Annotated in this window: 10 protein-coding genes; 9 read left to right on the top strand and 1 reads right to left on the bottom strand. The window is 43.3% G+C overall.

Annotated features, from left to right (window positions below):
- Positions 1-125: 125 nt before the first annotated feature.
- The 9 genes from ABVF21_RS05300 (at position 126) to ABVF21_RS05260 (ending at position 11358) form a co-directional block, all read left to right on the top strand.
- Complete coding sequence (locus ABVF21_RS05300; RefSeq protein ID WP_303534224.1) at positions 126-791, top strand: DUF4867 family protein; 666 nt, start codon at positions 126-128, stop codon at positions 789-791.
- Between the two features lie 14 nt (positions 792-805).
- A complete protein-coding gene (locus ABVF21_RS05295; protein ID WP_371017634.1) occupies positions 806-2587 on the top strand; it encodes a solute:sodium symporter family transporter in 1782 nt (593 codons plus the stop codon).
- A gap of 26 nt (positions 2588-2613) precedes the next feature.
- Entirely contained in the window at positions 2614-4656 is a 2043-nt protein-coding gene (locus tag ABVF21_RS05290; protein WP_371017633.1) for an alpha-glucosidase, read from the top strand.
- 93 nt (positions 4657-4749) lie between these two features.
- The gene (sftI, locus tag ABVF21_RS05285) at positions 4750-6093 is read left to right on the top strand and encodes a sulfoquinovose isomerase (RefSeq protein WP_303534215.1); all 1344 of its coding nucleotides are present in this window, start codon (positions 4750-4752) and stop codon (positions 6091-6093) included.
- A gap of 14 nt (positions 6094-6107) precedes the next feature.
- Complete coding sequence (locus ABVF21_RS05280; protein ID WP_371017632.1) at positions 6108-7271, top strand: diphosphate--fructose-6-phosphate 1-phosphotransferase; 1164 nt, start codon at positions 6108-6110, stop codon at positions 7269-7271.
- A complete protein-coding gene (locus ABVF21_RS05275; RefSeq protein WP_303534213.1) occupies positions 7261-7992 on the top strand; it encodes a GntR family transcriptional regulator in 732 nt (243 codons plus the stop codon). Before ABVF21_RS05280 ends, ABVF21_RS05275 begins: the two co-directional genes overlap by 11 nt.
- A 15-nt stretch (positions 7993-8007) precedes the next feature.
- Complete coding sequence (locus tag ABVF21_RS05270; RefSeq protein ID WP_303534212.1) at positions 8008-8898, top strand: class II fructose-bisphosphate aldolase; 891 nt, start codon at positions 8008-8010, stop codon at positions 8896-8898.
- Between the two features lie 20 nt (positions 8899-8918).
- Positions 8919-10352, top strand: a complete 1434-nt coding sequence (locus ABVF21_RS05265) for an aldehyde dehydrogenase family protein (protein ID WP_371017631.1) — start codon at positions 8919-8921, stop codon at positions 10350-10352.
- A 97-nt stretch (positions 10353-10449) separates the two neighbouring features.
- On the top strand, positions 10450-11358 hold the full coding sequence (locus ABVF21_RS05260; RefSeq protein ID WP_303534207.1) for an AEC family transporter: 909 nt from the start codon (positions 10450-10452) through the stop codon (positions 11356-11358).
- A 90-nt stretch (positions 11359-11448) separates the two neighbouring features.
- Here ABVF21_RS05260 and ABVF21_RS05255 read toward each other — a convergent pair whose 3' ends face one another.
- Positions 11449-11613 (bottom strand): hypothetical protein, encoded by a 165-nt coding sequence (locus ABVF21_RS05255; RefSeq protein ID WP_194218680.1) that lies wholly within the window; start codon positions 11611-11613, stop codon positions 11449-11451.
- Between the last annotated feature and the right edge of the window lie 96 nt (positions 11614-11709).

Below are 11709 nucleotides of genomic sequence, written 5' to 3'. Positions count from 1 at the left end.
CTTTGCGATATAAATTACTGATAATTTCAAAAAAACCATTGCAATCATGAATACGTTTACAATATAATATTATAAAAGGTTATGATGTTTAAATAAACATTACTACTTATATCGGAGGTTCGGCTATGATTGAAATGGTAAAGGAACGGAATCCACATCTGGATGTGCAGTCGGTTGACTCGGCAGCTTTTAAGACGTTTGGCAGAATTCTTCATGATTTCCCATATGAACAGATGTCGGAGTTAATGAAGGAAACGGTTATTCCTGAACAAGGAAATCAGTACGTTCCTTCAAAAGAAGACCTTGAGGATGATCGTATCAGAAAGTTCATCGAGAACAGCTACTATGGAGGTATGCCGGTCCAAATTGGATACTGCAACGGGAATAATTCTTCTCTTGGAGGACTTGAGCATCATAAGGGCAGCGAAATAAATGTGGCAGTGACGGATTTTGTGCTCCTACTAGGACATATAAATGACATTGTGGATCATACATACGATGTGAAGAACATCAAGGCTTTTTATGTTCCAGAGGGCACCGCGATTGAAATATACCAAACGACCCTTCACCTTGCTCCTTGTAAAGTAAGTGATGAAGGATTTAAATGTACGGTGATCTTACCTGAAGGAACAAATTCACCTTTAGCACAATCGCAAAGAGGGCACGATCCGCTTCTATTCATGAAAAATAAATGGCTTCTTGCTCATCGTGAACATGAACGTTTTATGGCACAGGGGGCATACGAAGGAATAGTCGGTGAAAATATAACAGTTGCTTACAGCAAGCTATAAAGGAGGACAAGCTCATGTCTGGTATTACATTCACATTAGTATCGTGTGTCTTTTTCATGGCACTTGTTGCTTGGGTTTCATACTTAAAAACAAGAAATTCAGTTAATGACTCGGATGGTTACTTTCTCGCAGGTCGTGGGTTAACAGGAGGATTTATTGCAGGATCTCTTTTGCTTACAAACTTATCAGCAGAACAGTTAATTGGTTTGAATGGACAGGCCTATAGAACAAATCTTTCCAACATGGCCTGGGAAGTAACGGCGGCTTTTGCAATTGTCATTATGGCATTAATTTTGCTACCGCGCTATCTTGGCGGAGCCTTCTCAACATTACCTGAGTTTTTAAGTAAACGATATGATGAAAGCGTTCGCAGATATACAGTTATTCTGTTTATGCTTGGTTATATGTTTGTAACCATTCCATCAGTACTGTATTCAGGAGCGCTTGCTATTCTTCGCCTTTTTGATGTACCGGAGCTACTCGGTATTTCTTTTCAATCCTCTGTCTGGCTTGTGATTTGGGTTATTGGTATTATCGGTGCCATCTATGCGATCTTCGGAGGATTGAAAGCGGTGGCAGTTTCCGATACTCTGAACGGAATCGGTCTTCTCTTTATTGGATTAATTGTTCCAGTACTGGGTTTTATAGCACTTGGAAATGGCGACATGTTAGATGGGATAAAAACGATTACAACCGAAAACCCTGAGAAGTTAAATGCAATTGGCTCAAGTACGGATTCTGTTCCGTTTTCAACGATTTTTACAGGTATGATTTTTATGAATATGTTCTACTGGGGAACGAACCAGTACGTGATTCAACGAACGCTTGGGGCGAAGAACCTTGCTGAAGGACAAAAAGGGGTTCTTTTATCAGGATTCTATAAATTAACTGTTCCGTTTATGATGATGATTCCAGGTGTTATTGCCTTTCACCTTTATGGCAGTTCAATGGATCCTGTTGATCTAGCATATCCGACGGTTGTATCAAATTTGCTACCTACATTTATGTCTGGACTCTTTCTAGCTGTGCTTCTTGGTGCTGTGTTCTCGAGTTTTAACTCCCTATTAAATAGTGCGGCTACGATGTTTGCGCTTGATGTATACAAAGCAGGTATTAATAAAAACGCAACAGATCGACAACTAATTAATGTCAGTAAGTATTTTGGAAGCGTTCTCGCACTTGTCTCTTTTTTCATTGCGCCAATGCTGATGAACGCACCTGATGGATTATGGGATTTGATTCGACGTTTTACAGGATTCTTTAACATACCGATCATTGCGATTGTTCTTGTGGGGATAGTTTCCAAACGCATTCCTGCGCTTGGTGCAAAAATCGCGATTATCTTCCATGTGATTACGTACTACATGCTTGTATGGGGAGTAAACCAGCTATTTAGCATTGAGATTACGATGAACTTTATTCATATCTCAGCGATTCTTTTCCTTATTGAAGTCGCTATCATGATGGTCGTCGGTCGCATTAGTCCTCTTCCTGAAGCGTATGAATTTAGAGCAAACCCTAAGGTTGATATGGTTCCGTGGAAGTTTACGATTCCAGTCTCTGTTGTTCTGATTAGTCTCGTTGTTATGGTTTATATTCTATTCTCACCTATTGGACTAGCTTATGCAGGTGGAATGGTTTCAGCATGGTTCTGGCCATCAATACTAGGTGCGGCTGTAGTCGGAACGCTTTGTTATCTTTTCGCATTAAAATCCTGGAATAAAAAATACTCAGGTTTTGTAACAAGAAAACATGAAGAAGCGGTAAACGCTGAGAAAAAATTTAGAAGTGCTTAAACAAAACGAACGTAGGGGGAATTACATTGAATACTTTAAAGACTAAACTTGGTTTTGAAGTGAAGCAAAATGGAGAAGAATTCGAAGTTTATTTTGACCGTCGCTTATTGTTTCGGCATTCACCTGCCCGCCCGTTTATTTTCATTGGTAGCGGCGAAGAAACGATTGATATGTATAGAGGGAATTTTAAAATAAAGGATTATGTAGTGGAACGAGTAGCTCTTCGGTATGCCACAGTGCGGTATGAAGGAGAGACGTGTCGAATCGGCTTTCGGCACTTCTCACATGATCATGAATTACTAACAATGGTATTAAAGCAGGACATAGATGGACTTCGCGTTTCTTTCGAACTCGTCGATCCACTCTTTAATCGTTTCTGGGTTCGGGTTGTAGCCGATGCAGATGAGAAGATTTACGGTTGTGGGGAACAGCTTTCCTACTTTAATTTAAGGGGAAAGAATTTCCCTTTATGGACGTCTGAACCTGGTGTGGGGCGGAATAAATCTACGTATACAACTTGGCAGGCCGACGTGAAAGATCAAGCTGGTGGCGACTATTACAATACGAATTATCCGCAACCAACCTATGTATCTACGAATAAATATTATTGCCATGTAGAGACAACTGCTTTTGCAGACTTTGATTTTCAACGAGACGATTTTCATGAGCTGCATATCTGGGAAGCACCAGCCTCCATTCTTTTTGAAACGGGTCAAACATATAAGGATCTCGTTGAAAAACTAACTTCTCGTCTAGGTAGACAGCCCGAGCTGCCCGAGTGGACGTATAATGGCATCTGGCTCGGAATGCAAGGAGGAACAGAACGAGTACAAAATAAGCTTGATCGTGCTATTGAAAAAGGGTTGAAAATCGGTGCTGTTTGGTGTCAGGACTGGCAGGGAAAGCGTGTGACGTCATTCGGTAAGCGGTTAATGTGGAATTGGAAATGGAATCCGGAGGAATACCCGGAGCTTGACCAAAAAGTGAAAGAATGGAAGCAAAAAGGGATTCGTTTTATGGGGTATATTAACCCTTATGTCGCTGTGGAGGGTGATCTTTACCGTGAAGCTTATGACAACGGCTATCTTGCTACAGCGTTAGATGGCGGTGATTATTTCGTTGACTTTGGTGAGTTTTATTGCGGCGTGGTCGACTTTACTAACGAAGCAGCATGTGAATGGTACGAAGATGTCATTCAAAAGAACATGATTGATTTTGGTATGGACGGGTGGATGGCCGATTTTGGTGAGTACTTGCCAACTGATCTGAGACTTCATAATGGTGAACCTGCTACAAAGATGCACAATGCGTGGCCAGTGATGTGGGCAAAAGTGAATCACAATGCTGTAAAGAAAGCTGGACGATGGGGCGATGTTGTTTACTTTATGCGCGCAGGATACTCAGGAAGTCAGGGGTATTGTCCACTTCTATGGGCAGGTGATCAAAGTGTCGATTGGAGCCTTGACGATGGTCTTGCATCTGTTATTCCGGCCGCTCTATCTGCTGGAATGAGTGGGAATGGCGTTCACCATAGTGATATCGGCGGATATACAAGTCTTCATGGGAACAAGCGGAACAAAGAACTGTTGCTTCGCTGGGTTGATATGGCCGCATTCACTCCCGTCATGCGTACACACGAAGGCAACCGTCCTGACGATTGCTTCCAGTTTGATCAAGATGAAGAGACGCTTGAGCATTTTGTGAAAATGACGAACGTTTATACAGCACTTAAGCCTTATCTTAAAGAGCTAAGCAAAGAAAATACTGAAAAAGGAATTCCGATGCAACGTCCATTGTTTATGGAATATGAGAATGATCTAGCCTCTTATGACATTCAATATCAATATATGCTTGGATCAGATATGGTTGTCGCCCCGGTTTATGAAGAAGGAAAAGAAAACTGGTCCGTGTACTTACCTGAAGATGAATGGGTTCATTTATGGAGTGGCAAAGAGATGCGAGGAGGACAAGTTGAAGTAAAGGCTCCAATCGGAGAAACTCCTGTTTTCTATCGAAAGGGTTCTTCTTATGCAGACGTATTCCAAAAAGCAGCCCTTGAGTTAAAATAAGAAAGTAAATATAAAGGTTACTACCTATTTTAAAACATAATAATGTATGATATAGTATTTTTAACAAACAGAGGAGAAAGGTTGTGACCAATCGTGGCTAAAACAAGCATTCTATATGTACCAATTGGTAGAAAAACGTTTGATCTTGAAGCGGGGGAACTACAAAGAAAGAAAAGTTCAGAATTTCTTCATAGTGTGACGGCAAATGTGATTGAGCCTGAAGAGATCATCACATCACCTGAAGATCTAGAAGCTTTTATTGAAAACGTTAACAGCGAAGACATTGTTGCTAGTATTTATCAAAGCGTCACGTTTGCGGACGGTGAATTCATTGAGGCCCTCATTAAAAAAGTAGAAGCGCCAGTGATCGTCTGGTCCGTTCGTGAACCAAGTGTTGGCGGGAGACTTCGCTTAAACTCCTTAACCGGCGGCAATAGCACAAGTCATGTGCTTCGATGTGCGAATCATCCATTTAGCTTTGTATTTGGGAATGGCGATGAAGCGCAGGTGCAAAAGAGAATCAAGATTCAGCTAAAGGTTCAAAAGGTGATTGAAGATCTCAAAGGTCTCACCATTGGTGTGATCGGGGAGCATCCTCCAGGCTTTTTCTTCTCAGGAACGGATGAAGAAGCCTTGCAAAAACAGCTTGGTGTGACAGTGAAAAACTTTGATTTAAACAAAGCGTTTGAGGAATGTGTGAAGCTCCCTCGGGAAAGATGGGAAGGCGCGATTGAACGAGCAGAGCAGCAGGTGATTGGCCTAAATCGTAACGAAGAAACCGTTCAGCGATTTGCTCAGTTTACAACGTACGTGCAGGAGCAAATTGATGCGGAAGATGTTTCGGCGCTTGCGATACGTTGTTGGCCTGACTTTTTCAATGAACTTGGCGCTGCAGCATGCTCAACTCTTTCTCAATTTACAGAAGACGGTGTGGTTTCATCGTGTGAATCGGATATTCATGGTTCCGTTTCGATGTTTATTCTTCAGCAGCTAACAGGAAGCGCCCCATACCTTGGTGATATGGTTCACGTGAACGAGGCGAGTAATTCAGTTGTGTTCTGGCATTGCGGCGCAGGCGCGTATTCGCTTGCACATCCTGATCAAGGCGCTCGACCTGGCGTTCATCCAAACCGTAAGCTCGGCTTTACGATGGAATTCGGTTTAAAGCCAGGTCGCGTAACGATGTTCCGAGTTGGTTATACGCCAGAAGGTTATCGCTTGTTGGTTATGAGGGGGAACGCATTGGATACGCCACAGCGCTTCAATGGTACGTCTGTCGAAGTGGAACTGGAAACGGAAATAAATGATACGCTATACGGCTTAATGGAAGAGGGCTTCGAACCACATTACGCCATTATTTATGATGATGTTGCGGATGAGCTTGTTGAACTTGGTAAGCAGCTTGGGCTTGAGACGACGATCTATACGAAGAACTGAAGGGAGACAGTTGCATGAAAAAGGTCGCCATTGGCCAGGCCGGGGGACCTACGGCCGTCATTAATGCTACCCTCGCAGGGTTTGTGAAGGAAATCGAACGAGATCATGCCCTGCTTTTTATACAAAATGGTTATGAAGGACTGGCGCACGGAATGTATCTTGACGGAGATAGTGAGATGCTTAGTCGCGTTCATCTACATCAGGATGTCCCGGGTGCGTGTCTTGGTTCTGGACGCTTTCCGTTAACAGATGAGCATATTGAAAATGGTGTGCGCTTGCTTCAGGCGCAGGGTGTCGATGTGCTTGTTTTTATCGGTGGTAATGGAACGATGGAGGCGCTAGCCAAAGTAGAAGCCGAAGCGAGAAGGCAAAACGTTTCGCTTCAGGTTCTTGGACTCCCTAAAACGGTTGATAATGACCTTGGAGGGACGGATCATGCGCCAGGTTTTGGAAGCTCAGCACGATATGTCGCCCAGGCCACAAGAGATATGAGCCGGGATCTCGCGTCGATGCAGAACTTTGAAAAGGTCAGGGTTCTTGAAACGATGGGAAGAAATGCCGGCTGGCTTTCCGCAGCGTCAGGGTTATTACAAGAATATGAAGAAGAAGGGCCACATTTTATCGCTATACCTGAGCGCCCTATAAAAAAAGAAGTCCTTCTTGAGAACGTAAATACGGCTTTGAACCGCTTTGGTTACGCAACAGTCGTTGTAAGTGAAGGTGTTTTATTTGGGAATAGTGGTCAGGTTGAGAGAGGAAATGTGGATGGCAGAGCCATACTCGGTGGCATTTCAAGTCAAGTGGCTCACTTTTTAAAAGATGAGCTAAGTGTTATGACAAGGGCTGAACTCCTAGGAATGAATCAGCGAAGCTTCTCCGCAGTTATATCAGATGTTGATCGAGAAGAAGCTTATACGGTTGGAAGAGTTGGCGCTGAATGGGTTCGTGAAGGAAGATCAAACGTTATGGTTTCAATTCAAAGGAATGCTCATCATCGTTATTCAGTGAAAATGCTTCCGATTGAACTTGAAAAAGTTGTCGAAGCTGGTGAACGTGTGTTGCCTGATGCGTTCATTCAAAATAAGAAGACTTACTATGAATGGTTGAAGCCGCTCATTGGAGAAGATCTTGCGACGTATCCACCACCTATAAAGGGGTATGAGATCTATGTCGATTAATCAGATTGATCCAAAGGGGGATGCTCTTTACCTCCAAATCAAAGATGTCCTTATTGAGCGCATTCAGACTGGTGCGTGGAAATCGAATACGCTCATTCCAACAGAGCAAGCTCTCATAAAGGAATTCGGTGTGAGTCGAACCACAATCCGTCAGGCGATTACGATTCTCGTTCAAAATGGATTGCTTGAGAAAAAGCAGGGCCATGGGACCATCGTCAAGCCTCATCAATTGGTGGGGAATCTCGGCCAGCTGAAAGGTTTTGCGGAAGAAGTAATGGAAAAAGGTCAAGTTCCTTCGTCAAAGGTTATCCGAGCTGAATTCAAATATAACCTTTTCCATGAAAGTGAAATGCTTCAAGTGGCAGAGGGGTCACCTATATTACTTGTAGAACGAATACGATTTGCTGATGAGACGCCAGTTGCGCTTGAACGCACATGCTGGCCAGAATCAATTGGCAAGCTACTAATTCAACATGATTTAAATGAAGCGAAATACTATGAAATACTCGAAAACTATCAGATTTATTTAAACAAAGCACAGGAGCGAATTGCAGCAATTAATGCGACGTTGGACGAAGCGGATTCTTTGGCGATACGGCCGGGTGAAGCGTTGCTGGAAATGACACGTCTCAGCTATGGACTGAATGACCATCTAATAGAATACACCAAAACGAAATACCGAAGTGATCAGTACCACTACAATATTGAATTGAAGCGATAGAAGGGAGAAATGGTTATGCCATTTATTAACGGAAAAACAATGCTGGATCATGCTTTTCAAAACGGATATGGGGTAGGTGCTTTTAGTGCCCATAATGCAGAAACAGTGCTAGCAATTTTTGAAGCAGCTGCTGAGGAAAAAGCACCAATTATGATTCAAGTTGGACAAAAGGTGATTCAAACGCTAGGTATGGAAGCATTAAAAGGTCTAATTGATACGTACGAAAAAGAATTTGATGTTCCTGTTGCGATTCATCTTGATCATAGTCGTCAGTTCGAACAAACGATGCAAGCTGTTCAAATGGGCTTCCAATCCGTTATGTTCGATGGTTCAGGTTTATCGTTTGAAGAAAATACGGCGACAACGAAAAAAGTGGTCGACATTGCAAGAGCACTAGGCATTGGTTCTGAAGGTGAGATTGGTAAAATCGGGGGAACCGAAGATGATATTACCGTTGATGAAAAGGACGCCCTTATTACAACTACTGAAGAAGCTGTTGCTTTTGTAGAAGCGACAGATGTTGATTATCTTGCTGTATCAATTGGAACAGCACACGGTATTTATAAAGAAACGCCAAATCTTCGGTTCGAACGATTGAAAGAAATTGTGGCGGCAGTCGAGCGCCCTGTCGTTCTTCACGGCGGTTCAGATGTGCCAGATGAGCAAGTACAGCGCGCGATCTCTCTAGGTATTGCGAAAATCAATGTTGATACTGAGCTACGTCAAGCTTTCACGAGAGGCGTGCAAGAAGCTTTTGGCGAAAATCAAAATGACATTGTTCTCGCAAGCTCACTTGGTCTTGGGCGTTTACGAATGAAGGAAAAAGTACAAGAAAAAATTCGCGTATTTGGAAGTCAAGGAAAAGCAGAAGAACTTTTGTCGGAGAAAAAGGTCGTAACGTTATAAAAAGAGAGGATGATGTTAAAGTGACAACGCAAACTTCAGTACGAACGTACGGATTATACATTAACGGAGAATGGCGAGAAAAAACGACAACGGATGATGTGCTTAATAAATATACGCAAGAAGTAACGGCCAAAACGTCTGCCGCTGAAGAACAGGATGTAAAAGATGCGGTCCAAGCTGCCAAAGAAGCTTTGAAAACCACTTTTTCTCCTTATGAACGATATACGGTACTTATTAAAGCAGCTGCAGTGCTCAGAGCTCGTCAAGATGAACTAGGTGAAGTGCTGGCGAAAGAAGTTGGTAAGCCATTAGCCGAGTGTAAGGGTGAAGTAGGAAGAGCTGCTTTAACTCTGGAAGTTTCAGCAGAGGAAGCCAAACGGATCCACGGCGAAGGAATCCCAGTGGAGTCAGCGCCAGGGTCTGAACAGCGTCAAGCTTATACGAGACGGTTTCCGATTGGTGTTGTCGCAGCAATTACGCCGTTTAACGTGCCGCTAAATCTTGTTTGCCACAAAATTGGGCCAGCGCTAGCCGCCGGCAATAGCGTTGTACTAAAACCAGCTGAAGTTACGCCAGTTTGTGCGATTCTGTTAACAGAGATTATGGAAGAAGCAGGTCTTCCGGCAGGCCGCCTGAACCTAGTCACTGGGGACGGGGCTACGGTAGGTGAATGGCTTCTATCTAACCAGGACGTGAACATGTTTACATTTACGGGAAGCCCTCGCGTTGGTCAGCATATTCGCGAAAAAGCTGGTTTACGTAAAGTAGCGCTTGAGTTAGGAAATAACTCCGCAACAATTGTGCATCACGATGCAGATGTTGAAACAGCTGCTACTCAGTCCGCACAGAAAAGTTTTAATAACGCAGGCCAGGTTTGTATTTCTGTTCAACGCGTTTATGTTCATGAAGATGTTTATGAGCCGTTCCTTGCAAAAATGAAGGAAGTAACAGAAGGCCTTGTTTTAGGAGATCCAATGGATCAGGCAACCGATGTTGGGCCGATGATTGCTGAGCGTGAAGCCATTCGTGTAGAAAGTTGGGTGAACGAAGCGGTTGAGCAGGGAGCTACTGTTGAAACAGGCGGAGAAAGAAATGGCGTCTTCTACCAACCTACTATTCTTTCAAATGTAAATGATAATATGAAAGTATGTCGCCAGGAAGTTTTTGGCCCAGTCGTTGCCGTAAGCACGTACCGTTCCACAGATGAAGTAATTGCGAGAGTGAATGATTCAGAATATGGCCTTCAAGCTGGCCTATTCACGAACGACCTAGCGTTTACGTTAAAAGCGATCAATGAGGTACATGTGGGTGGACTGATTGTTAACGATACGTCAGGTTATCGCGTTGATCATATGCCATATGGTGGTGTGAAGAAAAGCGGAACGGGCAAAGAAGGTCCACGCTATGCGATTGAAGAAATGACAGAAGAAAAAATTATCGTTTTTAACGGATAAGCGAAGAAAGGGGGCTGATTTTATCAGTTCCCTTTCATCCTGTTTTATTCGTATTCCAGGGTACGCTATCCTTTTAAGAAGCTGAAGGAGAATGAAGATGTCGATCATAACCATATTGCTGCCGATCTTCTTCGTATTTGGAGTCGGATATATTGCGCAACGTTTTCTTAACTTGGAGACAAGGGTGCTTTCAAACCTCGCTTTATATATCCTCGTTCCGCTTCTCGTTTTTCGAACATTTTATGAGCAAGAAATTGATTCCTCCTATGGTTATTTGTCGATCTACATGCTTGGACTATGCTTTGCGCTTATTGGGATCGTGAGCATTCTATCAAAACTATATGGCTATACCGAACCAGAGCGATGCGGATTGGTTTTATCGAGCGCGTTTATGAATAACGGAAATTACGGAACTCCGCTTGTTCTCTTTCTGTTTGGGGCAGTCGGGATGGAAACAGCGATTGTTTTAATGGTGTTGCAGCAACTGTTAATGAGCACACTTGGCGTATATTATGCCGCAAAGGGAAGTCCGGACCACGATGGGATAAAGGCAGCTTTAAAAGCTGTCAGAAAAATGCCAATGGTTTACGGCGCCATTGTCGGGCTGTTGTTTCAATGGTTACATCTTCCTTTGGGTACAATAAGTGATGGCGTGGATTTAATTGCGGATGCGGCTATTCCCGTTATTATGGTGACGCTTGGTATGCAGCTTGCGAACATTCGTATTCGAGCGATTGACTGGCGCAAGCTATCAACGGCACTATCACTTAAGCTTATGGTTGCTCCGCTAATTGCCGCTGGCATTGTGCTTCTTATGCCTGTTGAGCCATTAACACAGCAAATTATGATAATAATGGCTGCTACCCCAACTGCCGCGAACACGACAATGTACGCGATTCAGTTTCATACTGAACCTCAAAACGTTTCAAGCGCAACGCTTGTTTCCACAGTGTCGAGCTTAGCGACGATGCCGGTGGTCATTTATTTAGCGACGACGTTTGTATAAAGTGGGGGGGCAGGCGCGAACCTGACCCCCACTACAAACAAAAAAGGCGAAAGCGTCCATTCACTGCGGACACTTTCGCCTTTTTAAACATCAAATAAATGAAGCAATCAATAATGCGAGAAAGATAAGCGAGATTAATCCAAGAAAGATCACGCCCATTTTGCGAATAGCAGGAGGGAAGCGATCGGTTAGCGGTACTCGTATAAGAAAAATCATGATGGTAACTGATAGAATAAGAAGTAAAAAGTAACCCAAGAGTGACACCACCTAATTCATTTTTAATTGGTGTTCCCTATGAAAGGTGAAATCAATCATAAAGCCCGCTGCGTAAGCGGGCTTTATAACTTGAAT

The sequence above is a fragment of the Pseudalkalibacillus sp. JSM 102089 genome (assembly GCF_041366475.1).
Taxonomy (GTDB): Bacteria; Bacillota; Bacilli; order Bacillales; family Guptibacillaceae; genus Guptibacillus; species Guptibacillus hwajinpoensis_B.
Note: the sequence above shows the minus strand (reverse complement) of the source record. Positions and strands in the feature narration are given on the sequence as shown.

What these genes read in the sequence shown, in the direction of transcription:
- ABVF21_RS05300 (WP_303534224.1), top strand. Translation starts at nt 126, where the DNA reads ATGATTGAAATGGTAAAGGAACGGAATCCACATCTGGATGTGCAGTCG.
- ABVF21_RS05295 (WP_371017634.1), top strand. Translation starts at nt 806, where the DNA reads ATGTCTGGTATTACATTCACATTAGTATCGTGTGTCTTTTTCATGGCA.
- ABVF21_RS05280 (WP_371017632.1), top strand. Translation starts at nt 6,108, where the DNA reads ATGAAAAAGGTCGCCATTGGCCAGGCCGGGGGACCTACGGCCGTCATT.
- ABVF21_RS05275 (WP_303534213.1), top strand. Translation starts at nt 7,261, where the DNA reads ATGTCGATTAATCAGATTGATCCAAAGGGGGATGCTCTTTACCTCCAA.
- ABVF21_RS05270 (WP_303534212.1), top strand. Translation starts at nt 8,008, where the DNA reads ATGCCATTTATTAACGGAAAAACAATGCTGGATCATGCTTTTCAAAAC.
- ABVF21_RS05260 (WP_303534207.1), top strand. Translation starts at nt 10,450, where the DNA reads ATGTCGATCATAACCATATTGCTGCCGATCTTCTTCGTATTTGGAGTC.